21 protein-coding genes are annotated in these 22,159 nt (G+C 68.1%); 19 read left to right on the top strand and 2 right to left on the bottom strand.

Annotated features, from left to right (window positions below):
• Positions 1–101: 101 nt before the first annotated feature.
• From ACZ0AA_RS06140 to ACZ0AA_RS06100, 9 genes are all read left to right on the top strand, one after another.
• Positions 102–956, top strand: coding sequence for an ABC transporter ATP-binding protein (locus ACZ0AA_RS06140; protein ID WP_400859751.1), 855 nt, complete (start codon positions 102–104; stop codon positions 954–956).
• Positions 953–1,999, top strand: a complete 1,047-nt coding sequence (locus tag ACZ0AA_RS06135; protein ID WP_463512417.1) for an aliphatic sulfonate ABC transporter substrate-binding protein — start codon at positions 953–955, stop codon at positions 1,997–1,999. Before ACZ0AA_RS06140 ends, ACZ0AA_RS06135 begins: the two co-directional genes overlap by 4 nt.
• On the top strand, positions 1,996–2,856 hold the full coding sequence (locus ACZ0AA_RS06130; protein WP_463512416.1) for an ABC transporter permease: 861 nt from the start codon (positions 1,996–1,998) through the stop codon (positions 2,854–2,856). The genes ACZ0AA_RS06135 and ACZ0AA_RS06130 overlap by 4 nt, the downstream gene beginning before the upstream one ends.
• Positions 2,807–4,858 carry an acetate--CoA ligase gene (gene acs, locus ACZ0AA_RS06125; RefSeq protein ID WP_463512415.1) on the top strand — a complete coding sequence of 684 codons (2,052 nt, stop codon included), beginning with the start codon at positions 2,807–2,809 and terminating at the stop codon, positions 4,856–4,858. Before ACZ0AA_RS06130 ends, acs begins: the two co-directional genes overlap by 50 nt.
• Entirely contained in the window at positions 4,855–6,159 is a 1,305-nt protein-coding gene (locus ACZ0AA_RS06120; protein WP_400859759.1) for an O-acetylhomoserine aminocarboxypropyltransferase/cysteine synthase family protein, read from the top strand. Before acs ends, ACZ0AA_RS06120 begins: the two co-directional genes overlap by 4 nt.
• Complete coding sequence (locus ACZ0AA_RS06115) at positions 6,156–6,740, top strand: CoA-binding protein (protein WP_463512414.1); 585 nt, start codon at positions 6,156–6,158, stop codon at positions 6,738–6,740. Before ACZ0AA_RS06120 ends, ACZ0AA_RS06115 begins: the two co-directional genes overlap by 4 nt.
• A 31-nt stretch (positions 6,741–6,771) precedes the next feature.
• The gene (gene coaE / locus ACZ0AA_RS06110; RefSeq protein ID WP_463512413.1) at positions 6,772–7,371 is read left to right on the top strand and encodes a dephospho-CoA kinase; all 600 of its coding nucleotides are present in this window, start codon (positions 6,772–6,774) and stop codon (positions 7,369–7,371) included.
• Positions 7,347–8,579 (top strand): MFS transporter, encoded by a 1,233-nt coding sequence (locus ACZ0AA_RS06105; RefSeq protein ID WP_463512412.1) that lies wholly within the window; start codon positions 7,347–7,349, stop codon positions 8,577–8,579. The genes coaE and ACZ0AA_RS06105 overlap by 25 nt, the downstream gene beginning before the upstream one ends.
• Positions 8,580–8,646: 67 nt before the next feature.
• Positions 8,647–9,432 carry a GNAT family N-acetyltransferase gene (locus ACZ0AA_RS06100; protein WP_463512411.1) on the top strand — a complete coding sequence of 262 codons (786 nt, stop codon included), beginning with the start codon at positions 8,647–8,649 and terminating at the stop codon, positions 9,430–9,432.
• On the opposite strand, the gene ACZ0AA_RS06095 is transcribed toward ACZ0AA_RS06100, so the two are convergent.
• Positions 9,405–10,025, bottom strand: a complete 621-nt coding sequence (locus ACZ0AA_RS06095; protein ID WP_463512410.1) for a DUF4126 domain-containing protein — start codon at positions 10,023–10,025, stop codon at positions 9,405–9,407. The two genes, ACZ0AA_RS06100 and ACZ0AA_RS06095, sit on opposite strands and share 28 nt — an antisense overlap.
• 64 nt (positions 10,026–10,089) lie before the next feature.
• On the opposite strand from ACZ0AA_RS06095, the gene uvrB reads away from it, so the two are divergent.
• Both uvrB and ACZ0AA_RS06085 read left to right on the top strand, forming a co-directional pair.
• Positions 10,090–12,162, top strand: coding sequence for an excinuclease ABC subunit UvrB (uvrB, locus tag ACZ0AA_RS06090; RefSeq protein WP_400859771.1), 2,073 nt, complete (start codon positions 10,090–10,092; stop codon positions 12,160–12,162).
• Positions 12,163–12,181: 19 nt separating this feature from the next.
• On the top strand, positions 12,182–12,514 hold the full coding sequence (locus ACZ0AA_RS06085) for a TfoX/Sxy family protein (protein ID WP_400859773.1): 333 nt from the start codon (positions 12,182–12,184) through the stop codon (positions 12,512–12,514).
• A gap of 8 nt (positions 12,515–12,522) precedes the next feature.
• On the opposite strand, the gene ACZ0AA_RS06080 is transcribed toward ACZ0AA_RS06085, so the two are convergent.
• Positions 12,523–12,765 carry a hypothetical protein gene (locus ACZ0AA_RS06080; RefSeq protein WP_400859775.1) on the bottom strand — a complete coding sequence of 81 codons (243 nt, stop codon included), beginning with the start codon at positions 12,763–12,765 and terminating at the stop codon, positions 12,523–12,525.
• Between the two features lie 45 nt (positions 12,766–12,810).
• On the opposite strand from ACZ0AA_RS06080, the gene ACZ0AA_RS06075 reads away from it, so the two are divergent.
• The 8 genes from ACZ0AA_RS06075 to uvrC all read left to right on the top strand — a co-directional run bounded on the left by ACZ0AA_RS06075 (position 12,811) and on the right by uvrC (position 22,153).
• Positions 12,811–13,254, top strand: coding sequence for a MarR family winged helix-turn-helix transcriptional regulator (locus tag ACZ0AA_RS06075; protein WP_400859777.1), 444 nt, complete (start codon positions 12,811–12,813; stop codon positions 13,252–13,254).
• 20 nt (positions 13,255–13,274) lie between these two features.
• A complete protein-coding gene (locus ACZ0AA_RS06070; protein ID WP_463512409.1) occupies positions 13,275–14,006 on the top strand; it encodes a DUF4129 domain-containing protein in 732 nt (243 codons plus the stop codon).
• Positions 14,003–14,539, top strand: coding sequence for a hypothetical protein (locus tag ACZ0AA_RS06065; RefSeq protein WP_463512408.1), 537 nt, complete (start codon positions 14,003–14,005; stop codon positions 14,537–14,539). The genes ACZ0AA_RS06070 and ACZ0AA_RS06065 overlap by 4 nt, the downstream gene beginning before the upstream one ends.
• Before the next feature lies 1 nt (position 14,540).
• Entirely contained in the window at positions 14,541–15,506 is a 966-nt protein-coding gene (locus ACZ0AA_RS06060; protein ID WP_463512407.1) for an AAA family ATPase, read from the top strand.
• Positions 15,503–16,762 carry a DUF58 domain-containing protein gene (locus ACZ0AA_RS06055; RefSeq protein ID WP_463512406.1) on the top strand — a complete coding sequence of 420 codons (1,260 nt, stop codon included), beginning with the start codon at positions 15,503–15,505 and terminating at the stop codon, positions 16,760–16,762. The genes ACZ0AA_RS06060 and ACZ0AA_RS06055 overlap by 4 nt, the downstream gene beginning before the upstream one ends.
• Positions 16,759–17,283 (top strand): hypothetical protein, encoded by a 525-nt coding sequence (locus ACZ0AA_RS06050; RefSeq protein WP_463512405.1) that lies wholly within the window; start codon positions 16,759–16,761, stop codon positions 17,281–17,283. Before ACZ0AA_RS06055 ends, ACZ0AA_RS06050 begins: the two co-directional genes overlap by 4 nt.
• Before the next feature lie 65 nt (positions 17,284–17,348).
• A complete protein-coding gene (gene uvrA / locus ACZ0AA_RS06045) occupies positions 17,349–20,237 on the top strand; it encodes an excinuclease ABC subunit UvrA (RefSeq protein ID WP_400859787.1) in 2,889 nt (962 codons plus the stop codon).
• On the top strand, positions 20,237–22,153 hold the full coding sequence (uvrC, locus tag ACZ0AA_RS06040; RefSeq protein WP_463512404.1) for an excinuclease ABC subunit UvrC: 1,917 nt from the start codon (positions 20,237–20,239) through the stop codon (positions 22,151–22,153). The genes uvrA and uvrC overlap by 1 nt, the downstream gene beginning before the upstream one ends.
• Positions 22,154–22,159 lie beyond the last annotated feature (6 nt).

Below are 22,159 nucleotides of genomic sequence, written 5' to 3'. Positions count from 1 at the left end.
CGTTCCGCGTTTCCGCCCGTCCGCGATGGCCGCGCAGGGCAACGTGACCGAACATTACGTCTGCATTCGTCACATTTCTGCGGGTTGGACAGCATGGGGGTATGACCTCTCTGCTCTCCGCGCCCTCCACGGCACGCGGACCGGCGATCGCCGGCACTGCTCAGCCCGTGCGTCTGCACGGGGTGGAGCGGAGCTTCCCCGTCGCACGCGGTCGGCGCGAGGTTCTCCGAGGGGTGGATGTCGATGTCGCCGCCGGTGAGATCGTCGCGATCGTCGGCCCTTCCGGATGCGGCAAATCCACGCTCCTGCGTCTGGTCGGCGGCCTGGATGCGCCGACGAGTGGCAGCATCCTGCTCGATGACTCCCGCGTCGCAGATGTCGACGAGCGCACCGCGATCGCCTTTCAGGAGCCCCGACTCCTGCCATGGCGGACCATCGCGCAGAACATCGAACTGGGTCTGCCCCGAGGAACCGCGCGCCGTGACGGACGGGAACGAGTACGGGAGCTCATCGAGCTCGTCGGCCTTGAGCAGGCGGCAGACCAGCGCCCGCGTGAGGTGTCCGGCGGGATGGCGCAGCGCGCCTCGCTCGCACGTGCCCTCGCTCGCAACCCCGGCGTCCTGCTGCTGGACGAGCCGTTCGGTGCGCTCGATGCGCTCACCCGACTGCGGATGCACGATCTCCTCCTGAAGATCCACGCCGCCGAGCCGACCACCGTCCTCCTCGTCACCCACGACGTCGAAGAGGCCCTCTACCTGGCCGATCGCGTGCTGCTGCTGCGCACGCTGGTCGGCGACGCCGAGACGGACGCGCCCTCCATCGCGCGCACGATCACGGTCCCCGGCATCCGCCCCCGCGACCGCGCCGATCGCGGCCTCGCGGACCTCCGTGCCGAGCTCCTCGAGGGACTCGGCGTCGACACCCACCACAGCACCGCCACCGAGGAGACCCGATGAGCACCATCACCCGCCGAATCATCCCCGCGATCGCCATCGCCGGCACGATGATGCTCGTCGCGTCCGGCTGCGTCGCCGGGGAGAACGCCACGGCCTCCGACACGTCGGACGACGATGCCGCCGCCACCGGAGAGTGGTCCTCCGACACGCTGTCTATCGACTTCGCGACGTACAACCCGCTGAGCCTCGTGATCCGCGACCAGGGAATCCTCGAGGAGATCCTCGGCGACGACGTCGACGTCGAGTGGGTGCAGTCCGCCGGCTCCAACAAGGCCAACGAGCTGCTGCGCTCCGGCTCGATCGACGTGGGATCGACCGCCGGCTCCGCCGCGCTCCTGGCTCGCGCGAACAATTCGCCCATCCAGGTCATCGACATCTTCTCGCAGCCCGAGTGGTCGGCGATCGTCGTCGGCCCCGACAGCGACATCACCTCGGTCGAGGACCTCGCGGGCAAGTCGGTCGCCGCCACGAAGGGCACGGACCCCTACTTCTTCCTGCTGCAGTCCCTCGAGGAGGCCGGCCTGTCGGTCGATGACGTCGAGGTGCAGAACCTCCAGCACGCCGATGGCCGTGCAGCGCTCGACGGCGGCTCGGTCGACGCCTGGGCGGGCCTCGACCCGATCATGGCCGCAGCCGAGGTGGAGTCTGGCGACCAGCTCATCTACCGCAACGTCGACTTCAACACCTACGGATTCCTGAACGCGACCGAGGACTTCATCGAGAACCACGCGGACCTCGCACAGGCGGTCGTCGACGCCTACGAGCAGGCGCGCGAGTGGGCCCTCGAGAACCCCGACGAGACGGCTGCGCTGCTGGCCGAGGTCGCGGGAATCGACATCGAGGTCGCGAAGACCGTCATCACCGAGCGCTCGAACCTCGATGTGAGCGGAATCCCCGGAGAGGACCAGATCGCGGTGCTCGAGAAGATCGCTCCCGTGCTCGTCGACTCCGGTGATGTCCAGGGCGGCAAGGACTCGGTCGACAAGGCGCTGGACTCGATCGTGAACGCGACCTTCGCAGAGAAGGCGGTCGGGGGCGAGTGAGCCTTCCCGACCAGCGCGTGGTGGTGCCCGCGGACGCACGGGAGGCGCTCGACGCCGCTCGTGGTGTCCGACGGCGCCCTGAGGTGGGCGCGCGGCATGCATGGGACCGTCCGGTGGTGCGCGTCATCGGCGGGTTCCTGCTGCCCGCCCTCATCATCGTGGCCTGGCAGGTCGTGACGACCACCGGACTCGTCGCGCCGTACCTCCTCCCGTCTCCGGAGTCCGTCTTCGCAGCCGGCGTCGAACTGGCCGAGCGCGGTCTGCTCTGGACCCACATCGCGATCTCGGTGCAGCGCGTGCTGCTCGGCTTCGCGATCGGATCCGTGATCGGACTCGCGATCGCGGGGATCGTCGGACTCTCGAGGATCGGCGACGTGCTGCTCAGCCCCACTCTCTCGGCGGTTCGTGCTGTCCCGTCTCTGGCGTGGGTGCCGCTCCTGATCCTCTGGATGCAGATCGGCGAGGAGTCGAAGGTCACACTGATCGCCATCGGTGCGTTCTTCCCGGTCTACACCACCGTCGCATCGGCCCTCCGGCACGTCGATCCCCAGCTCGTCGAGGCAGGGCGCTCGTTCAGCCTCCGCGGCTGGTCGCTGTTCCGCACCGTGCAGCTGCCCGCCGTCGTGCCGTCGGTGGTCGCAGGCCTCCGCCTCGCACTCGCGCAGGCCTGGCTGTTCCTCGTCGCCGCCGAGCTGATCGCGTCGTCGATGGGGCTCGGGTTCCTGCTCACGGACTCGCAGAACAGCGGACGCGTCGACAGGATCATCCTGTCGATCGTTCTGCTCGCGCTTCTCGGCACGATCACCAATGCGCTTCTCGTGCTCGTGGAGAAGTACCTGCTCCGACGGTGGGTGTGACGTGACGGAAGCCCGTCTGCACGAGACCCGCACGTACCCGGCGCCCGCGGGGTTCGCCGAGGCGGCGAACGTGACCGCGGAGGCGTATGCGCGGGCCGCGGCGGATCCGACGCTCTTCTGGGAGCAGGCGGCCGAGCGGCTCGACTGGGCCGAGCCGTGGCACACGGCTCACGAATGGGACCCGCCCGTGGAGGATGCCGTTCCCGCCGCTCGGTGGTTCGTCGGCGGACGGCTCAACGTCGCGTACAACTGCGTCGACCGCCATGTCGAGGCCGGCCGCGGCGACAAGGTCGCCCTGCACTTCGAGGGTGAGCCGGGCGACCGCATCGCCGTGACGTACGCGGACCTCCAGGACAGGGTGTCGCGCGCGGCCAACGCGCTCATCGCACTCGGCATCCGTCCGGGCGACCGCGTCGTCATCTACCTCCCGGTGCTGATCGAGACGGTCGTGATCACCCTGGCGTGCGCGCGCATCGGCGCCGTGCACTCGCTGGTGTTCGGCGGGTTCTCCGCCGAGGCGGTGCGGTTCCGGCTCGCCGACACCGGTGCCAAGCTGCTCGTGACGAGCGATGGCCAGTTCCGCCGGGGCACCGCCACCGAGGTCAAATCGACGGCCGACCTCGCCGCTGCGGATCTTCCCGACCTCGAACACGTCCTCGTGCTCCGGCGCACCGGGCAGGACGTTCCCTGGACCGAGGGGCGCGACGTCTGGTGGCACGACGTCGTCGACACCGCCTCCTCCGAGCATGAACCCCAGGCGTTCGATGCCGAGCATCCGCTCTTCATCATCTACACGTCGGGCACGACGGGGAAGCCGAAGGGGCTCGTCCACACGTCCGGCGGGTACCTCACGCATGCGAGCTGGGCGCACTGGGCCCATTTCGACGCGAAGCCCGACGATGTGCACTGGTGCACGGCGGACCTCGCCTGGGTGACCGCCCACACGTACGAGATCTACGGTCCGCTCTCGAACGGTCTGACGCAGGTCATCTACGAGGGGACGCCGGACACCCCCCATCGTGAGCGGCATCTCGAGATCATCGAGCGCTACGGCGTGACCGTCTACTACACGGCCCCCACGCTGATCCGCACCTTCATGACCTGGTTCGGTGCCGAGCTGCCGCAGGGGCACGACCTGTCGACGCTGCGCCTGCTCGGAACGGTCGGTGAAGCGATCAACCCCGAGGCCTGGATCTGGTTCCGTCGCAACTTCGGGCGCGACGAGCTCCCGGTGGTCGACACCTGGTGGCAGTCGGAGACCGGGGCGGCGATGATCGCACCGCTTCCGGGGGTCACGACACTCAAGCCCGGCTCGGCGTCCGTGCCGCTGCCCGGCATCGACGCGACCGTGGTCGATGAGAACGGCGACGAGGTGGCGCCAGGGCGATCCGGAACGCTCGTGGTGCGGCGACCGTGGCCGGGAATGGCGCGGACGGTGTGGGGGAATCCGCAGCGTTACCGTGACGCGTACTGGTCGGCGTACGCCGGGCACGGCGAGCACGGCGGATACTACGTCGCCGGTGATGGGGCGACCCGAGATGCCGACGGCTACATCTGGATCCTCGGCCGCCTCGACGACGTCGTGAATGTGTCTGGACACAGGCTCTCCACCATCGAGATCGAATCGGCGCTCGTGGCGCACGACACGGTGGGGGAGGCAGGCACCGCCGGCGTCGCCGATCCTGTCACCGGGCAGGCCGTGGTCGCGTTCGTCACCGCGTCAGGACGCGCGGAGGTCTCGACCTCGCAGCTACGAGGACAGGTCGCCACGGCGATCGGACCCGTCGCCAAGCCGAAGCACATCGTCGTGGTCCCCGATCTGCCCAAGACCCGCTCCGGCAAGATCATGCGACGACTGCTCGCACAGCTGTGGGAGGCGGAGCAGGACCGGCGCGCAGGGCGCGCACCCGCCGCGCTCGGGGACACGACATCTCTGCAGAACCCGTGGGCCGTCGACGAGATCGCCGCCGTGCTCGAGACCGCTGAACTGAGGACACAATGACGGAAGAACACCGCTTCGGGTTTCGCACGAGGGCTCTGCATGCCGGAGGCACACCGGATGCCGCGACCGGTGCCCGCGCCGTGCCGATCTACCAGACGACGTCGTTCGTGTTCGAGGATGCGACGGACGCCGGCAACCTCTTCGCTCTGCAGAAGTACGGCAACATCTACTCGCGCATCGGCAACCCCACCGTCGCCGCGCTCGAGGAACGGCTGGCATCGCTCGAGGGCGGGATCGGCGCCGTCGCGACCGCATCGGGCATGAGCGCAGAGTTCATCACGTTCGCCGCGCTCGTCGGAGCCGGAGACCACGTGGTCGCCTCGGCGCAGCTCTACGGCGGTACCGTGACCCAGCTGGATGTGACGCTGCGTCGATTCGGCGTCGAGACCACGTTCGTCGCGTCCACGGATCCGGCCGACTACGCGGCGGCGATCCGCCCCGAGACCAAGGTCGTCTACGTCGAGATGATCGGCAACCCGTCCGGAGAGATCGCCGACGTCGAAGGCCTCGCGGAGGTCGCGCACGCGGCCGGGGTGCCACTCGTCGTCGACGCGACGCTCGCCACCCCCTACCTCTCGCGTCCGCTCGAACACGGCGCTGACATCGTCATCCACTCGGTGACGAAGTTCCTCGGGGGTCATGGGACGACCCTCGGGGGCGTCGTGATCGAGAAGGGCACGTTCGACTGGGGCAACGGCCGCTTCCCGCAGATGACCGAGCCGGTCGAGTCGTACGGCGGCATCAAGTGGTGGGACAACTTCGGCGAGTACGGCTTCCTCACCAAGCTCCGCACCGAGCAGCTCCGCGACATCGGTCCGGCGCTGAGCCCGCAATCGGCTTTCAACCTCCTGCAGGGTGTCGAGACGCTGCCGCAGCGCATCGACGCCCACCTCGCCAACGCGCGGATCGTCGCCGAGTGGCTCGACTCTGACCCCCGGGTCGAGTACGTGACGTGGGCGGGCCTGGCCCATCACCCGCACCACGATCGTGCGGCCAAGTACCTGCCGCTCGGTCCCGGGTCGGTGTTCGCCTTCGGAGTCAAGGCCGACGACGGTCGCGCAGCGGGGGAGACGCTGATCGAGAACCTGCAGCTGGCGTCGCACCTCGCGAACATCGGTGACGCGCGCACGCTCGTCATCCACCCGGCATCCACCACGCACCGACAGCTCACGGAGTCGCAGCTCGTGGCGGCGGGAGTGCGCCCCGACCTCATCCGGATCTCAGTGGGTCTCGAGGATGCCGAAGACATCATCTGGGATCTCGATCAGGCCCTCACCACAGCGACAGGAGCGACACGATGAGCGGAACCGAGACCACCGGTGCCGACGCCTGCGCGCTTCCGACTGCGCAGGAGGTCGTGGCCTGTGCTCTGCCCGGCGCTGCACCGCAGCAGTCCGATCGGACCTGGACCGGCCCCAGTCAGCCGCAGCGCTTCGGCATCCTCCGACGTGCGAAATCCGTCGCCATCGTCGGCGCATCGAACAACCCGGCACGTGCGTCGTACTTCGTCGCGACCTACCTGCTCTCCAGCACCGCATATGACGTCTACCTCGTCAACCCGCGCGAGTCGGAGATCCTCGGCCGGCCGGTCTACGCCTCGCTCGCAGATCTGCCTGTGGTGCCCGACATCGTCGACGTCTTCCGCCGGCACGACGACCTGCCGGGAGTCGCCGAGGAGGCGATCGAGGCCGGGGCGCAGACGCTCTGGTTGCAGCTGGGTTCCTGGAATGAGGATGCCGCTGCGATCGCCGAGCGCGCAGGACTCTCTGTCGTGATGGATCGGTGCATCAAGATCGAGCACGCCCGGTTCCACGGCGGACTCCACCTCGCCGGATTCGACACCGGGGTCATCAGCTCACGTCGGCAGCTGCTGGCGCGCTGACCGAGCTCGCCGCCGAGCCTAGACTGGCGGGATGCCTCTCATCGCGCTCACCGGCGGTATCGCGTCGGGCAAGTCGACCATCGCACGACGACTCGCGGAGCTCGGAGCGGTCATCGTCGACGCAGACCAGATCGTGCGCGACGTGCAGGCGCCCGGCTCGGCGGTGCTGGCGCGGATCGAGGAGACCTTCGGGCCTGAGGTCATCGCCGCAGACGGCGCACTCGATCGCGCTGCGCTGGGCGCGAAGGTCTTCGGCGACCCCGACCAGCTGGCCCGGTTGAACGCGATCGTCCACCCCGCGGTCCGTGCCGAATCGCAGCGGCGATTCGAAGCGGCCGCGGCCGTCGACCCCGAGGGAGTCGTCGTCTACGACGTCCCTCTGCTGGTCGAGGCTCGCGTCGATGACCCGTGGGATCTGATCGTCGTCGCCCATGCGCCTGCAGGCGAGCGCAGGCGGCGGCTCGTCGAACTGCGCGGTATGACGGAGCAGGCCGCTCAGGAGCGGATCGACGCCCAGGTGTCGGACGAGCGTCGACTCGCGATCGCCGACGAGACGATCGACACCTCCGGTTCTCTCGAGCAGACGATCCAGCAGACCGAGGCGCTGTGGGAGCGGATCAGATCGTCGTGACCTTCACCGGTCACACACCTGGCTCTCCCGCCTATCGGCGTCTCATCGTCGGGCTCTTCTTCGCCGGCATCGCGACGTTCGCGCAGCTGTATTCGCCGCAGGCGGTTCTGCCGCAGCTGTCCTCGGATCTCGGGATCTCTCCGGCCACCGCGGCACTCGCGGTGTCGGCTGCGACGCTCGGCCTGGCCGCAGCCGTCATTCCGTGGTCGATGGTCGCCGATCGCATCGGACGTGTGCCCGCGATGGGGATCGGCATCCTCACGGCGACCGCTCTGGGACTTCTCGCGCCGCTGAGCTCGGGCATGGAGATGCTGTTGGCGCTGCGTCTGCTGGAGGGCGTGGCGCTGGGAGCCGTACCCGCGGTCGCGCTCGCGTATCTCAGCGAGGAGGTGAGCGCACGCGATGCGGCGACTGCGGCGGGGAGCTATATAGCCGGGACGACCGTGGGCGGCCTGCTCGGTCGTGTTCTGTCAGGACTGGTGGGCGAGCCGTGGGGATGGCGTGCGGGCATCTGGACCGTCGCCGGGGTGTGCGCGGCGGCAGCCGTGCTCTTCCTCTGGCTCACTCCGAAGGCTCGAGGGTTCGTGCCCGGTCGCTTTCGCGACGATGCGCGGCCGGGAATGCTCGCGCGCCTGGCGATGCCGCTCCGCTCAGCGCCGCAGCTCGCGCTCTACATGCAGGGCTTTCTTCTCATGGGGGCGTTCGTCGCGGTCTACAACTACCTCGGGTTCCACCTGATCGACGCGCCGTTCGCCCTTCCGGGGTGGTTGGTCACGCTGCTGTTCCTGGCCTACCTCGCAGGCACCGTCTCGTCACCGACGGCAGGTGCGCTCGCATCCCGCTTCGGTCGGTATCCGGTGCTGCTGTGCTCGATCGCAGTGATGGGCCTCGGTGCCCTCGCCCTGCTCAGCGAGGTGCTCATCGTGGTGATCCTCGGGCTGCTGATCTTCACCGGCGGATTCTTCGGCGCGCATGCCGTCGCCTCGGGGTGGGCTCCCATCGCGGCCGCACCCGAGACCAGGGCGCAGGCGTCGTCGCTCTACTACTTCGGCTACTACGCGGGGTCGAGCCTCTTCGGCTGGGCCCTGGGGACCGTGTTCGGCGCAGCTGACTGGGCGTGGTTCGTGGCGGCGATCGCGGCGATGTGCGCGGTGTCCGCGGCGCTGGCGGCACGCGTCCTGCGGCTGTCACCGACCGGACGCGTATGATCGCGAAGCGGCGGCTCGTCACCGGGATCCGCTGTCGCCGTCGACCGGGAGGAGCGCCGTCATGCGCATGACCCATCTCGCAGCCTACGACCGGGAGCTGCGCACGGATGCCGAGGTCACCCACGCGCTCAGCGTGGCGGCGCACGGGCCCCTGCGACTCGCCGTCTTCCCCGGCGAGCGCGGGTTCGTGTCTTATGCCGACCTCGACGGCTTCGACGCTCGCGGCATCGAGACGCTCGTGGATGTCGCGCTTGCACACTTCGTGAACCTGAGCGGCATCGATTCGATCGAGTGGAAGACGCGAGGGCATGATCGAGCGCCAGGCCTCGGCCCAGCTCTGGAGAGCCGGGGGTTCGTTCCGGAGGAGGTGGAGTCGGTGATGATCGGCGAGGCGGCTCTGCTCGCCCAGCCCGTGGATCTTCCCTCCGAGGTGGAGCTTCGGCGCGCGCGCACCGACGCCGAGGTGTTCGCGATGGAGGAGATGCAGGGCAGGGTCTTCGGCGACCCGCGGTGGCGCGTGCGCGTCGAGACGACGCTCCAGCGCATCCGGCAGGACGACTCCGTGGAGCTCTGGACCGCCGTGGCCGGCGGCCGGGTGGTCAGCGCCGGGCGGCTGGAGCCCGTGGCAGGCACCAGCTTCGCCGGCCTGTGGGGCGGAGCGACGTTGACTGAATGGCGGGGTCGGGGGATCTACCGAGCGCTGACGGCCCAGCGCGCGCGATCCGCCCTCGCCCTCGGCAAGTCGTATCTGCAGTCGGACTGCACCGAGTTCTCGCGGCCGATCCTCGAGCGCGCAGGGCTCGTCAAGGTGTCGACGACCACCCCCTATGTGTGGACGCGCTCGCCCGACTGACCGGAACCGCCCTCTCGACGCCTGTGCGCCAAGCGGCGCAGGCCCACCACCACGACGACGACGAGCGCCACCAGCAGCAGGGCCGCCACGAAGGGGATGATGATCGCCGTGGCGGCGAGCATGAACGACGCGCCGTCCTCGGCGGTGCTCAGGACGGGAGCCGCAAGGCCTCCGGTCACGGTGTTGGCGGCGACGCGCGCCGTGGCCTTCACGATGTGCACGCCCAGGGCGATCGCGATGCCCACGACCACCGGCACCCAGGTGTTGTCGGTGAAGAACGCGGCAGGGTCGTCGACCGCGATCGTCTGTGCTCCGGAGCCCGCACCGAACGCGATGCCTCCGGATGCCGGACGCAGAATGCTCTGGATCACGTCGTTCACTGAGTCGAGCGCCGGGATCTTGTCGGCCACGATCTCCAGCAGCAGGAGCCCCCCGAGGATCCAGAGTGCGAGATCGCTCGAGAGCCACGACCACGACGAAGGCAGCACGACGGCGGGAAGCAGCCGGTCGGCGAGCCCGAGCAGGAACAGCGGCATCCAGGCATTGAGGCCGGCGGAAGCGGCGAGGCTGGTGCCGATGAGGAACTCGATCACGCCCCCACTCTAGGCCGACGCCCCTCGTGGCCCCGATGTCGGTGGCCCGGCATACGCTGGAGGTATGCAACCCACGCGCAGCGTCCGTCCTTTCGAGGTCATCAGCGAGTACGCGCCCGCCGGCGACCAGCCCAAGGCCATCGCCGAGCTCGCATCGCGCATCAACGCCGGTGAGACCGACATCGTCCTGCTCGGAGCGACGGGTACGGGAAAGTCCGCGACCACCGCCTGGCTCGTGGAGCAGGTGCAGCGTCCGACGCTCGTCCTCGCGCACAACAAGACTCTCGCCGCGCAGCTCGCCAACGAGTTCCGCGAGCTGATGCCGAACAACGCAGTCGAGTACTTCGTCTCGTACTACGACTACTACCAGCCTGAGGCGTACGTGCCGCAGACCGACACCTTCATCGAGAAGGACTCGTCGATCAACTCGGAGGTCGAACGGCTGCGCCACTCGACCACCAACTCGCTGCTGAGTCGAAGAGACGTGATCGTGGTCTCCACCGTGTCGTGCATCTACGGCCTCGGAGCACCGGAGGAGTACCTCAGAGCGATGGTCGCGCTCCAGGTGGGGGAGCGGTACGACCGGGACGCGCTCATCCGCCAGTTCATCTCGATGCAGTACAACCGCAACGACGTCGACTTCTCACGAGGCAACTTCCGCGTGCGGGGCGACACCATCGAGATCATCCCCGTGTACGAGGAGCACGCGATCCGCATCGAGCTGTTCGGCGACGAGATCGAAGCGCTCTACTCGCTGCATCCGCTCACCGGAGAGGTCATCGAGAAGCTCGACTCCGTGCCGATCTTCCCCGCCTCGCACTATGTGGCGGGCACCGACGTGATCCAGCGTTCCATCGGAACGATCGAGCACGAACTCGAGGAGCGGCTCAAGGAGTTCGAGCGTCAGGGCAAGCTGCTCGAGGCCCAGCGGCTGAGGATGCGCACGACCTTCGACCTCGAGATGCTGCAGCAGCTCGGCTTCTGCTCGGGAATCGAGAACTACTCCCGGCACATGGACGGGCGTCAGCCGGGCGAGCCGCCGCACACGCTGCTCGACTTCTTCCCCGACGACTTCATGCTCGTGATCGACGAGTCGCACGTCACGGTGCCCCAGATCGGCGCGATGTACGAGGGCGACGCCTCCCGCAAGCGCACACTCGTCGACCACGGCTTCCGCCTGCCGAGTGCGATGGACAACCGGCCGCTGAGGTGGGATGAGTTCAAGAACCGGATCGGGCAGACCGTCTACCTGTCGGCGACGCCCGGCAAATACGAGATGGGCATCGCCGACGGCGTGGTGGAGCAGATCATCCGCCCGACGGGTCTGGTCGACCCGCACATCATTGTGAAGCCGTCGAAGGGGCAGATCGACGACCTCCTCGAAGAGATCAGGCTGCGTGTCGGGCGTGACGAGCGGGTGCTCGTGACGACGCTCACCAAGAAGATGTCAGAAGAGCTCACCGACTTCCTCGGTGAGCACGGCGTGCGCGTGCGGTACCTCCACTCAGACGTCGACACGCTGCGACGAGTCGAGCTGCTCAGCGAGCTGAGGGCGGGCGTCTACGACGTCCTGGTGGGAATCAACCTGCTGCGTGAAGGACTCGACCTGCCCGAAGTGTCGCTGGTCGCGATCCTCGACGCCGACAAGGAGGGCTTCCTGCGATCGGGCACGTCGCTCATCCAGACGATCGGCCGCGCGGCGCGCAACGTGTCCGGTGAAGTGCACATGTACGCCGACAGGATCACCGACTCGATGGCCAAAGCGATCGAAGAGACCGATCGACGTCGTGAGAAGCAGGTCGCCTACAACCTCGAGCACGGGATCGACCCGCAGCCGCTGCGCAAGCGGATCGCCGACATCACCGAGGTGCTCGCGCGTGAAGGCGCGGACACCGCCGCGATGATGTCCGGCCGCGGACGCGCGACCGGCAAGGGGAAGTCGCCGACTCCTAACCTGCGGCGCACGGGGATCGCGGCCGAGGGGGCTCAGCAGCTCGAAGCTGTGATCCAGGACCTCTCCGATCAGATGCTCGCAGCGGCCGCAGAACTCAAGTTCGAACTCGCCGGACGACTGCGTGACGAGGTGCAGGACATGAAGAAGGAACTGCGCGCGATGGAGAAGGCCGGCCACGCCTGACGACACAGGAGTGACGAGGATGGATGCAGCAGGAGAAGAGCTCGCCGACCGCGTGAGAGCGCTCCTCACGCTCGATGGGAACGTCGAGGAGAAGCGGATGTTCGGCACGCGCGCGTTCCTTCTCGGTGGTCACATCCTCGTCGGAGCGCGCACTGGCGGAGTGCTGCTCGTTCGCGTCGATGAGGAGCACGGCGCCTCGCTGATCACCCGGCAAGGGGTCGCCACTGCGATCATGGGTCCGCGGACGATGGGGACAGGCTGGCTCGACGTGTCGCCGAGCGCGCTCGTCGGTGACGATGATCTCGCAGCCTGGCTCGACATCGCGCGTGAGGACGCGCAGCGAGACGGCTGAAAGCGGCTTCAGGGGCAGTGGACGAGAGTCTTCGGGCCCGACCGGTCGATCTCGTGCTCGCTCATCGGCGATCCGCACAGCGGACAGGCGCGCTCGGCGCGTTCGGACGGGCTCGGCGGGGGAGTCTTCTCGTAGGGTCCGACCGAGGCGGGGCCGGCGAAGCGGATCAGATTCGAGTTGAACCAGGCGTACAGACCGCCGGCCTCGCGGATCCGAGTGCGGAGCGGAGGACGATCATCAGAACTGGCCATGTTGCTTAGTGTACTAACTATTAGTGTCAATGTATATTCGAATCCGTGACCGCATCGGATGACCTGCTCAAGCTCGACAACCAGCTCTGCTTCGCTCTGGTGACAGCAGCACGCAACGTCGTGGCGATCTACAGGCCGATCCTCGATCCCCTCGGGCTCACGCATCCGCAGTATCTCGTGATGCTGGCGCTCTGGGAACGTGCTCCACGCCCACTGAACGACCTCGCGGCCGATCTCGCGCTCGAGCCCGCTACGGCATCACCGCTCGTGAAGCGGCTGGAGGCAGACGGTCTGGTGGCGCGGCAGCGCAGCGTCGAGGACGAGCGCCGTCTCGACATCACGCTCACGGACGCCGGACGGGCCCTGCGTGACCGAGCCCTCGACGTGCCTCGCCAGGTGATGGCCGCAGTGGGGATGGACCTGCAGCAGATCGCGACACTGCGCGACGGGTTGTCGGCGTTCGCGGGGCGCCGTTCAGCGCCCGAGTGACCGCGTCATAGGGTGTGGGCATGCCGATCGAACACCAGACGCGTCCTGCGCGCCGGAGTGTCGACCGGGTGATCCTGCCGTCCGTCGTCGTGTCCCTCTTCGTCGTGGTCATGATCGCGGCAGCGATCGAGGGGCGGCCGACGTTCCGCCCCGCCGCGCCGATTCCTGCGGGAACCGCCGAGCCGCTGCCCACTGCGGAGCCGGGTGGGACGGGGCTGCCCGAGCCGGTGGAGGTCGACTCCACCAGCGCTGTGGTCGCGCAGATTCTCACGATGATCCTGATGGTGCTGGTGGCGGCCGGGATCATCGCGCTCATGGTGGTCATCGTGAGAGCCGCGCTCCGAGCCTGGCGCGAGCGCCCGCTCCGGCGCCGCGACGCATCGCTCGTCGCATCCGAGGTCGACCAGCTCGCGTCGACGCCGTCGGCCGACATCGCGGTAGGGGTGATGCAACGAGGGATCGCAGGCGCGCTGCAGACGATCGATGAGCGTGTCACCGCATCGGATGCGATCATCGCGGCGTGGATAGGGCTCGAGGAGAGCGCCGCGGACGCGGGGGTCAGGCGGGCGGCGAGTGAGACTCCGGGGGAATTCGCGGTGCGGATCATCACTCTGCGCCCGGGTGTCGCCGACGAAGCTGCGGCACTGCTGCGCCTCTACGAGAGCGTCCGCTTCGGAACGCGGGTGGCCGATGAGGGCGATCGGGCCTCGGCCCGACAGGCCCTGCGGCGCATCGAAGGGGTGTGGCGATGAGTGTGCGGAGAACACTCCTCGCGATCGGCGCGGCAGCCGTCGCAGCTCTCGCCCTCTTCGGATTCGGCTTCGCCTGGCCGTTCGTGATCGGGTGGAGCCTGCTGATCTGTGCGGTCGGGCTGCTCGGACAACTCGTGATGCCGCTCGAGCCGGGCTTCGACGCCCCGCGAATAGCGACGGAACCCGATCGCCGCCCGACCGAGATCTCCCGCATGGCGTGGGCCCTGAATACCCACACGGGGATCGCCGGCCAGCAGATCACGCGCCGCGTCACCGGGATCCTGCGCCATCGTCTGCTGCGCCAGGGGATCGATCCGGATGACTCTGAGGACAGGGCGCGTCTCAGCGCGGCGATCGGAGCCGAGCTCTGGGATCGGCTGACCGGGCCCGCCCCGACGATCATCGACATCGAACGGGCCCTGGATGCCGTCGATCGATTGAGCCCCACAAACCCCGGCGAGCTGTCGCTCGCGCCGCACGCCCCGGCCACCGGCCCGGGGCAGCCCTCGCTGTTCCGTCGATCAAGGAGATGACATGACGAGCCCCGCAGAGATCGCCGAGACCGGAGCCAGGATCCTCGACGCGGTGAGGACCGTCGTGGTGGGCATGGACGACCCCGTCGAGATAGCGCTCGCGACGATCCTCGCGGGAGGCCACGTGCTGTTCGAGGACGTGCCCGGACTGGGCAAGACCCTCGCCGCGCGCAGTCTCGCCTCCGCCCTGGGGCTGTCGTTCCGACGGTTGCAGTGCACCCCCGACATGCTCCCGGGCGACGTGACCGGATCGTACGTGTACGCACCGGACTCGGGAGACTTCGTCTTCCGGCCAGGGCCGATCTTCACCGGTCTGCTGCTCGCCGACGAGATCAACAGGACCACGCCGAAGACCCAGTCCGCGATGCTCGAGGCGATGGCGGAGCGACAGGTGACGGTCGAGGGCAACAGCTTCGCGTTGCCAGCGCCGTTCCATGTGATCGCGACGTCGAATCCGATCGAGTACGAAGGCACCTACGCGCTTCCCGAGGCGCAGCTCGACAGATTCATGGTGCGGCTCTCCGTCGGCTATCCCGAGGCGGAGGGCGAGGCGCGGATCCTCGAGAGGCGGGTGAGCAGACGACAGGAGGCGACCCACGTCGCCCCCGTGATCGACGCGGCTCAGCTCGTCGATCTGCAGGACGCGGTCGAGGCTATCCACGTCGATCAGGACATCGCCCGATACTGCGTCGAGATCACCCGCGCCACGCGGAACGCGCCGAACGTCGAGGTCGGAGCGTCGCCACGGGGGTCACTCGGCCTGCTGCTGCTCGGACGAGCACTGGCGGCGCTGGACGGCCGCGACTTCGTGCGCCCGGACGACATCAAGCGGATCGCGGTGCCGGTGCTGGCCCATCGGCTCACCCTCACCCCGCAGGCGTGGGCTCAGGGGGCCTCCGCGGGCGATGTGGTTCGTGCGGTCGTCGGTCAGGTGGCGGTGCCGCCGACCGTCGGGGCGATCGGATGACGGATGCTCGCGTCGCAGGGCGTCGCGGGCCGTCGCTGTCCGTGGCGATCGGCGGCGCCGTCCTCCTCGCCGTGGTCGGCCTCCTGTCGGCCCGTCCCGACGTCGTGGCCATGGGCCTGCCCCTCGCCGTCTGGAGCGTGTTCGCGATCGCGCGCGGCGCCGCCGGAGGCGAGGTTGGCATCACGATCGAGGCGCTGCCGGGACCGGACGGCGAGCTGCTCACCTCGATCACCGTCGAGAGCGATGCGGAAGCCGTCGAGATGGCGATCGTGCAGTCGCAACGTCGCGTCAGACACGTGATCATGCCCGGTGGTGGTTCATCCGTGACTGCATGCAGCAGGGTCCTGCACTCCGGGCCGGCGATTCCCGTCCAAGTGGCGGCGAGAGGGTTCTCGTTCGAGGGAGCAGCGCTCTCGACGACGTCGGAGGTCGTCGCTGCCGGACGCCAGGTGGCGCCGCCCCGTCGCGCACTCGATGCTCTGCCGCTGCCTCGACGACTGATCGGGTCGCACGGCTCCCACGAGGGTCGCCGTCAGGGCCAGGGCGGTGACTTCAGGGACATCCATGCCTTCGCCCCCGGAGACGAGCTCCGCCGCGTGGACTGGCGGGCGACGGCGCGGATGGCCCGCAGGCCAGGGGATCTCCTGGTGCGTCGCACCAACACCCTCAGCGACTCCTCTGTCGTGATCGCGATGGACACCTCAGAGGATCTCGGCGAGGTGGTCTCGTCGTGGGGGAGCGACGACTTCGAACGCAGCGGCGTGACGTCGCTCGACCTCGCGCGGGAGGCCGCGCGAGCGATCGCGGACTCGGCCATCGGCGGGGGCGACCGCGTCGCGCTGCATGTGCTCGTGCACGGAGGGCGATCGCTGCGCAGCGGCAGCGGATCGAGGCACCTCTCCCGCGTGGTGGCGGCCATCGCGTCGACCGGTCAGGCACGAGACGATGCGACCTTCCGTCGGACGCCTCCTGTCCCGCATGGATCCGTCGTGTTCGTGCTGTCGACCTTCTTCGAGGGCGCGGCGGCACGGACGGCGCTGATGTGGAGGGCGAGCGGTCACAGGGTCGTGGCGGTCGACGTGCTCCCACCGCTCGACCGTACGCGCCTCACGCGCGCGCAGCTCATCGGGCTCCGTACCGTCCTCGCCGAGAGGGAGAACGTGTTCGCCGATCTGCACGGTGCAGGAGTCGACGTGGTCTCCTGGGCCGTTGATCCGTCATCGGCGCTGCTCGCGATATCGAGGGCGCGCCGATGAGGGCGAACGACTCGCTGCAGACCGGTCCGGCCGTCTCCTGGCTCGTCGTGCGAGGCGCGCTGGTGGTCGTCGTCGCGGTCGGCTCCGCCGTGCTGTGTCCGCTGATCGGGTGGCAGATCGCCGCGATCGTGCTCGCGGTCGTCGCCGCGGCTGTTCCGCAGACGTTCGCGGCGTGGGGGTCCGTCGGATGCTTCGTGGTCGGGATGCTGATCTCGGAGCCCGATCTGGGGCGCGCGATGCTCGCGGTGCTCGTCGTGCAGCTGATCCACGTGCTGACGTCGCTGTCTCTCGTGATCCCTGCGGGTTCCCGCGTGGTGATCGCCGCCCTCCGGCCCAGTGCGCTGCGGCTGCTCGCCGTCCAGGCGATCGCCCAGCCGGCGACCGTCGCGATCATGCTCCTCGTCGCGGCCTCCGCGCAGGGATCGCCGCCGACCGTGGCGTGGGCCGTCGTCGCAGGAGCGGCAGCCGTCGTCACGCTCGCCGTCACCCTCCTCGTGCGCGCGAATCGTCGCGCATCGTGAGGGCGTTCGCCTTGTCTGTGAGCCCTCACGGAGCCAATGTCGGTAGCCCCTCGTAGACTTGATCAGTGCCTATCGTCCCGGTTGCAACCCCAGGAAAACTCAGTGTGCGCGGTGCCCGCGTCCACAATCTCAAGAACGTCGACATCGACATCCCACGCGACTCGCTCGTCGTGTTCACCGGCCTGTCCGGATCGGGAAAGTCCAGTCTCGCGTTCGACACGATCTTCGCCGAAGGGCAGCGTCGCTACGTCGAGTCGCTGAGCGCCTACGCGCGCCAGTTCCTCGGCCAGGTCGACCGACCAGACGTCGACTTCATCGAGGGGCTCAGCCCCGCGGTGTCGATCGACCAGAAGTCGACCAACCGCAACCCGCGGTCGACGGTCGGAACGATCACCGAGATCTACGACTACATGCGCCTGCTCTGGGCGCGCATCGGCATCCCGCACTGCCCCGAGTGCGGTGAGCGGATCCAGCGACAGACCGTGCAGCAGATCGCCGACCAGCTCATGGAGCTGCCCGAGCGCACGCGCTACCAGATCGTCGCGCCCATCGTCTCCCAGAAGAAGGGCGAGTTCGTCGATCTGTTCCGCGAACTGGGCGCCAAGGGATACTCCCGTGCGATCGTCGACGGCGACCTGATCCAGCTCGCCGAGCCCCCGACGCTCAAGAAGAGCTACAAGCACGACATCGCGGTGGTCGTCGACCGTCTGGTCGCGGCTGATGACATCCTCGGTCGTGTCACCGACTCGGTCGAGACCGCACTGGGACTCGCCGGCGGAGTCGTGCAGGTGAACTTCGTCGATGAAGAGGGTGACGACGCCTGGCAGTCGTTCTCCGAGAAGCTCGCCTGCCCGAATGGGCATGCTCTGTCCCTCACCGAGATCGAGCCACGCACCTTCTCGTTCAACGCGCCGTTCGGCGCCTGCCCCGCCTGCTCGGGTCTCGGCACGCGCATGTCCGTGGACATCGACCTCATGCTCGGCGACGAGGAGCTCTCCATCCGCGAGGGTGCCATCGTGCCCTGGACCACCCAGGGCAAGGGGCTCTTCCAGTACTACGAGCGACTGCTGGAGGGGCTGGCCGACGACCTCAAGTTCTCGCTCGACACTCCGTGGCAGGACCTCAGGGTCGACGTGCAGGATGCGATCCTTCGGGGCGACAACTACAAGGTCACGGTCAAGTTCAAGAATCGGTACGGACGCGAGATGCGCTACGCATCCGGCTTCGAGGGCGTGGTGCCCTACATCGAGCGTCAGTACGCGCAGGCCGAGTCCGACACGCAGCGCTCGCGGTGGGGCGAGTACCTCCGCGAGGTCCCGTGTCCTGTGTGCGACGGCAACCGGCTCAAGCCCGAGGTGCTCGCGGTGCAGGTGCACGGCCACTCGATCGCCGAGGTGTCCCACCTGAGTCTCGCCGACGCGCGCTCGTTCATGGAGACGCTCACTCTCACCGATCGCGAGGCGAAGATCGCGGCCCAGGTGCTGCGCGAGATCCGTCTGCGGCTCGACTTCCTGCTGCAGGTCGGGCTCTCCTATCTCAACCTCAGCCGCTCAGCCGGATCGCTCTCGGGCGGCGAAGCACAGCGCATCCGCCTCGCCACGCAGATCGGCTCCGGTCTCACCGGTGTGCTCTATGTGCTCGACGAGCCTTCGATCGGTCTGCACCAGCGCGACAACCGCCGGCTGATCGACACTCTTCTGAAGCTCCGCGACCTCGGCAACACGCTGATCGTCGTCGAGCATGACGAAGAGACCATCGAATCGGCCGACTGGGTCGTCGACATCGGGCCGGGCGCGGGGGTGAACGGTGGCGAGGTCGTGCATTCCGGCTCGTACTCGGCACTCCTGAACGAGCCGAATTCGATGACGGGACAGTACCTCTCCGGTCGTCGCGAGATCCCCACCCCTGCCAAGCGCCGCAAGCTCGACAAGAAGCGGATGCTCAGCGTCGTCGGAGCCCGCGAGAACAATCTGAAGAACGTCAGCGTGAACTTCCCGCTGGGTGTTCTGACGGCGGTCACCGGGGTGTCCGGCTCGGGCAAGTCGTCGCTGGTCAACGACATCCTGTACCAGGTGCTCGCCTCGCGGCTCAACGGGGCCCGCACGGTCCCCGGAAAGCACACCCGCGTCTCGGGACTCGACAATCTCGACAAGGTCGTGCACGTCGATCAGGCGCCGATCGGCCGCACGCCGCGCTCGAACCCGGCCACCTACACCGGCGTCTTCGACCGCATCCGCTCGCTCTTCAGCGAGACGCCGGAGGCCAAGGTCCGCGGTTACCAGCCGGGACGCTTCAGCTTCAACGTCAAGGGCGGTCGCTGCGAGGCATGCTCGGGCGACGGCACGATCAAGATCGAGATGAACTTCCTCCCGGACGTGTACGTCGACTGCGAGGTCTGCCACGGCAAGCGCTACAACCGCGACACGCTGTCGGTGCACTACAAGGGCAAGAACATCGCCGAGGTCCTCGAGATGCCGATCGCCGAGGCGGCGGAGTTCTTCGAGCCCATCCAGGCGATCCACCGCTACATGAAGACGCTCGTCGACGTGGGCCTCGGCTACGTGCGTCTCGGTCAGTCGGCTACCACCCTGTCCGGCGGCGAGGCGCAGCGCGTCAAGCTCGCCACCGAGCTTCAGCGCCGCAGCAACGGCCGCAGCATCTACGTGCTCGACGAGCCGACCACGGGGTTGCACTTCGAAGACGTGCGCAAGCTCCTCGAGGTGCTGAACGGACTCGTCGACAAGGGCAACACGGTGATCGTCATCGAGCACAACCTCGATGTGATCAAGTCCGCCGACTGGGTGATCGACCTCGGACCGGAGGGTGGGTCCGGCGGTGGTGAGATCCTGGCCACGGGAACCCCCGAGCAGATCGCGCGAGTCGAGGACAGCCACACGGGCCAGTTCCTCGCCGAGATCCTGGGTGAGGGGCGCTCCGCGCGGAAGGCCAGCTGATGGCCGACGTCCTGCCGTACAAGCCGCGGGTTGGTGAGATCCCCACCAACCCCGGCGTGTACCGATTCCGCGACGCCGATGGACGCGTGCTCTACGTCGGCAAGGCGAAGAACCTGCGTCAACGTCTGTCGAACTACTTCGCGCCGTTGCGCACTCTCCACGAACGCACCAGACGCATGGTCACCACGGCGTCTTCCGTCGAATGGACCGTCGTCTCGACCGACGTGGACTCGTTGCAGCTCGAGTACATGTGGATCAAGGAGTTCGATCCGCCGTTCAACGTCCGGTACAAGGATGACAAGTCCTACCCGTTCATGGCCGTGACCCTGGGCGATGAGGCGCCGCGAGTGATCGTCACCCGCAACCACAAGATCCCGGGTGCACGCTACTTCGGTCCCTACCCGAAGGTCTGGGCGGTTCACGAGACGATCGACCTGATGGTGAAGGCGTTCCCCATCCGCACCTGCAGCGACTCCAGCTACAAGCGCGCGATGCAGACGGGGAGACCGTGCTTCCCCGGACAGATCGGCAAGTGCGGCGGACCGTGTTCGATGACGGTCACCATCGAGGAGCATCGTGCCATGGTCGACGACTTCGTCGCGTTCATGGCCGGCGGCGACGAGCGCTTCACCCGAGAGCTGACGAAGCGGATGCTGGCTGCCTCCGCCGCGATGGACTACGAGGCCGCCGCCAGATTCCGTGACAAGCTCACCGCGATCGAGGCGGTGCTCGGCAAGAGCGCGCTGGTGCTCGCGACCGATGAGGATGCCGACCTGTTCGGAATCGCGGAGGACGAGCTCGCCGCGGCCGTGCAGCACTTCGTGATCCGCGGCGGACGCGTACGCGGCGTCCGCGCGATGACGATCGAGAAGGAGATCGACATCTCGACCGCCGACCTGGTCGATCAGGTGCTGCAGCGCGCGTACGGAGATGCCCAGGATGTGCCGCGCCGCATCATCGTGCCGACGCTGCCCGACGACGCAGCCGAGCTCGAGGTGTGGCTCCGTGAGCGGCGAGGCAGGAAGGTAGAGATCGCCGTCGCTCAGCGCGGTCAGCGCGCCGATCTCATGCGCACCGCGACACTCAACGCGCAGCAGTCGTTGATCCGCTACAAGACCCGTCGTACGAGCGACTACATCGCGCGCACGCAGGCTCTGACCGACCTGCAGGAGGCGCTCGGGATGTCGGAGGCGCCACTGCGCATCGAGTGCTTCGACATCTCGCATCTCGGCGGCACGAACGTGGTCGCATCGATGGTGGTCTTCGAAGACGGGCTGCCGCGAAAAGACCAGTACCGTTCGTTCAACATCGCAGAGACCACAGACGACACCGACTCGATGTACCAGGTGCTGCGTCGTCGTCTGGCGTACCTCGATCGCCCCGAGGAGGTCGAAGAGCTCGCAGCGGCCGTGGCGGTTCCCGAAGAGTCGGGAGACGACCTCGAGGAGGTCGTCGTCGAGGTCAAGCGCAAGCCCCGCTTCGCCTACCCGCCGCAGCTGCTGCTGGTCGACGGCGGGCAGCCGCAGGTCGAGGCGGCCGCGCGCGCCCTCCGAGATGCGGGTCACACCGAGATCGCGGTGTGCGGCATCGCGAAGAGACTCGAGGAGATCTGGCTCCCCGGCGATGACTTCCCGGTGATCCTGCCGCGCACCAGCGAGTCGCTCTATCTGCTTCAGCGTCTGAGAGACGAAGCGCACCGATTCGCGATCACGCACCAGCGCAAGCGCCGCCGAAACGACATCACGTCGATCCTCGCCGAGGTGCCGGGGCTCGGTGCGTCGCGCATCAAGGTCCTTCTCAAGCACTTCGGTTCCGTCACCGCGCTCCGCTCAGCTCCTCCTGAGGCGATCCAAGAGGTGCAGGGGATCGGACCCGTGCTCGCTCAGAACATCCATACGCATCTCTCCACTCGCTAGGCTGGG

It is taken from the genome of Microbacterium sp. AC035 (genome assembly GCF_979258485.1).
Note: the sequence above shows the minus strand (reverse complement) of the source record. Positions and strands in the feature narration are given on the sequence as shown.

Excerpts from the sequence above, each read along its gene's own strand:
- ACZ0AA_RS06140 (WP_400859751.1), top strand. The coding sequence starts at position 102 with ATGACCTCTCTGCTCTCCGCGCCCTCCACGGCACGCGGACCGGCGATC.
- ACZ0AA_RS06135 (WP_463512417.1), top strand. The coding sequence starts at position 953 with ATGAGCACCATCACCCGCCGAATCATCCCCGCGATCGCCATCGCCGGC.
- acs (WP_463512415.1), top strand. The coding sequence starts at position 2,807 with ATGCGCTTCTCGTGCTCGTGGAGAAGTACCTGCTCCGACGGTGGGTGT.
- ACZ0AA_RS06120 (WP_400859759.1), top strand. The coding sequence starts at position 4,855 with ATGACGGAAGAACACCGCTTCGGGTTTCGCACGAGGGCTCTGCATGCC.
- ACZ0AA_RS06115 (WP_463512414.1), top strand. The coding sequence starts at position 6,156 with ATGAGCGGAACCGAGACCACCGGTGCCGACGCCTGCGCGCTTCCGACT.
- coaE (WP_463512413.1), top strand. The coding sequence starts at position 6,772 with ATGCCTCTCATCGCGCTCACCGGCGGTATCGCGTCGGGCAAGTCGACC.
- ACZ0AA_RS06100 (WP_463512411.1), top strand. The coding sequence starts at position 8,647 with ATGACCCATCTCGCAGCCTACGACCGGGAGCTGCGCACGGATGCCGAG.
- uvrB (WP_400859771.1), top strand. The coding sequence starts at position 10,090 with ATGCAACCCACGCGCAGCGTCCGTCCTTTCGAGGTCATCAGCGAGTAC.
- ACZ0AA_RS06085 (WP_400859773.1), top strand. The coding sequence starts at position 12,182 with ATGGATGCAGCAGGAGAAGAGCTCGCCGACCGCGTGAGAGCGCTCCTC.
- ACZ0AA_RS06080 (WP_400859775.1), bottom strand. The coding sequence starts at position 12,765 with ATGGCCAGTTCTGATGATCGTCCTCCGCTCCGCACTCGGATCCGCGAG.
- ACZ0AA_RS06070 (WP_463512409.1), top strand. The coding sequence starts at position 13,275 with ATGCCGATCGAACACCAGACGCGTCCTGCGCGCCGGAGTGTCGACCGG.
- ACZ0AA_RS06065 (WP_463512408.1), top strand. The coding sequence starts at position 14,003 with ATGAGTGTGCGGAGAACACTCCTCGCGATCGGCGCGGCAGCCGTCGCA.
- ACZ0AA_RS06060 (WP_463512407.1), top strand. The coding sequence starts at position 14,541 with ATGACGAGCCCCGCAGAGATCGCCGAGACCGGAGCCAGGATCCTCGAC.
- ACZ0AA_RS06055 (WP_463512406.1), top strand. The coding sequence starts at position 15,503 with ATGACGGATGCTCGCGTCGCAGGGCGTCGCGGGCCGTCGCTGTCCGTG.
- ACZ0AA_RS06050 (WP_463512405.1), top strand. The coding sequence starts at position 16,759 with ATGAGGGCGAACGACTCGCTGCAGACCGGTCCGGCCGTCTCCTGGCTC.
- uvrC (WP_463512404.1), top strand. The coding sequence starts at position 20,237 with ATGGCCGACGTCCTGCCGTACAAGCCGCGGGTTGGTGAGATCCCCACC.